Source organism: Streptomyces calidiresistens (assembly GCF_014141525.1).
Classification (GTDB): domain Bacteria; phylum Actinomycetota; class Actinomycetes; order Streptomycetales; family Streptomycetaceae; genus Streptomyces; species Streptomyces calidiresistens.
The window spans coordinates 1-1,745 of the sequence record NZ_VKHS01000990.1; the positions used below are offsets into that span (position 1 = coordinate 1).

A 1,745-nucleotide genomic window follows, 5' to 3' on the forward strand; every position below is an offset into this window, starting at 1 on the left:
AGCGTCAGAGGGGTCTAAGAGACAGGGGACAGCGGGCCGAGCGGCTCCGGCGCCGGGCCGACCCGGCGGTGACGGCCCGTCGGCTTCGCGAAGGGATTCAGCTTCGCGCGGCCCCAACGCCCTACGGGCACGCTACGATTGGACATGTCTACTCCCAGTCATCGGGGTTGTGTGATGTGACGCAAGGGGCCGCTCCGGGCCGGCAAGCAACGGAGCGGCCCTTCCTCATGGAGGGGGCTAGATCGCCCGGAGCTGCTTGGCGCGGGCGTTGCCCGGGCTCGGCCGCAACTCCCCCACCGCCCGGCGCTGCGCGCTCTCGGGCTCCTGGTGGAACAGGTGGTCGATCCGCTCCAGGTCGGCGTCCGTGAAGTACACGGTCCGCCCGAGTCGGGTATGCGGGAGGCGGTGCAGGTTGCGCTGCAACCACCGCACCCCCACCCCCTTCAGGGCAGCGGAGGCCTCCTCGTAGGTGTGCCGCCGCACCGCAGCCTGCGGCTCCGCGTTCCTCGGGTCGGTCTTCATGCGGCGCTCACTTCCTGCCGGGGCTCCAGCACCCGGCCCACGCCTTCACACCGGGGGCACGGCACCACCCGGGGCGAACGGGCCAGCAGATCCGGATCCACCCCCAAAACGCGGGCGATTTCCGCCATCCGTTCCGGGGTGCAGTTCCGGGTGCCGCTTTCGATCTCGGACATCAGGGAGAGGGAGACACCCACCTCCCGGGCCAGCGCGGTACGTGTCAGACCTGCGGCTTCACGCGCCGCTCGCACCGCGTCCGGGTCATGGTCAAGGGGGTCCTTGGGAGGACGTCGTGCTTGGTGCATGCCGACCACCATAGTGCGAAGTTCGCGCGAAGGCGAGCAAGTCTGCTCGATTCGTGCGAAGTCGTGTGGCCGATGTGCGCCCGGCACGCCGGCGCACGGCATATGCATCGCGCCGTCTACGAGAGCCCTGGTGACCGCAGGTGCGAAGGTGTGCGAAAGTTCGCACCATGACCACCAGCCGTCCGGCACCCACCCCCGAGGGCGCCGCCATCACTGCCGCGCAAAAGCGCGCCCGCATCTCCGTCCGCCGCGCAGCCGAAGCCGCCGGCATCTCAGAAGGCCGATGGCGACAAATCGCCTCCGGCTACCAAGTCGTCGGCCGAGGCAACTACGTCCCCGTGTCAGGCGCCCCCGCCGACACCATCGCCCGCATGGCCCACGTCGTCGGCCTCACCCCCCAAGACCTCGACGCCACCGGCCGCCGGGACGCCGCGACCGAGCTGGCGCTCATGCTCGAAGCCGACGCCGAACCCTCCGCCGACACCGCCGGCCCCGACGTCGAACGCGCCTACGGCATCATCCGCCTGGCGCTGGAACCACTCACCCAACTGGACCGTCGCCGGGTCCTCCAGCGAGCCCTCACACACCTCGTCGAACGTGAGTACCGCAACACAGCGTGAACCCCTGGCCACGGATGTCACGAACCCGCAACGACCTGGCCCCGAGATGGTTGCGCAGGCAATCAACAGCCCGTCAGGTCGCCCCACTTGTGGAAAAACGGTGCTTTCCCCACCCTTATGTGATCCGGCGCACGCCGGCGCACATCCCCACCGGAGGCACCGTGGCCCCCTTCACGCTCACCGTCGTCCTCACCGCCCTCACCCTGGCCGCCATCCACCACCACCGCACCATCACCACCCTGCGCCGCGACATCACCGCCACCCGCCAGGAACTCGCCGCCCACAAGTACCTCCACAAGCC

General features: G+C 69.7%; 3 protein-coding genes. 1 reads left to right on the forward strand and 2 read right to left on the reverse strand.

The genetic code is table 11. From position 1 onward, the window contains the following. Window positions 1–237 precede the first annotated feature (237 nt). Window positions 238–522 carry a DNA-binding protein gene (locus tag FOE67_RS24775; RefSeq protein WP_182667050.1) on the reverse strand — a complete coding sequence of 95 codons (285 nt, stop codon included), beginning with the start codon at window positions 520–522 and terminating at the stop codon, window positions 238–240. Then, complete coding sequence (locus FOE67_RS24780; protein WP_182667051.1) at window positions 519–824, reverse strand: helix-turn-helix domain-containing protein; 306 nt, start codon at window positions 822–824, stop codon at window positions 519–521. The genes FOE67_RS24775 and FOE67_RS24780 overlap by 4 nt, the downstream gene beginning before the upstream one ends. 167 nt (window positions 825–991) lie before the next feature. On the opposite strand from FOE67_RS24780, the gene FOE67_RS24785 reads away from it, so the two are divergent. Next, a complete protein-coding gene (locus tag FOE67_RS24785; protein WP_182667052.1) occupies window positions 992–1,444 on the forward strand; it encodes a hypothetical protein in 453 nt (150 codons plus the stop codon). The last annotated feature ends 301 nt before the right edge of the window (window positions 1,445–1,745 follow it).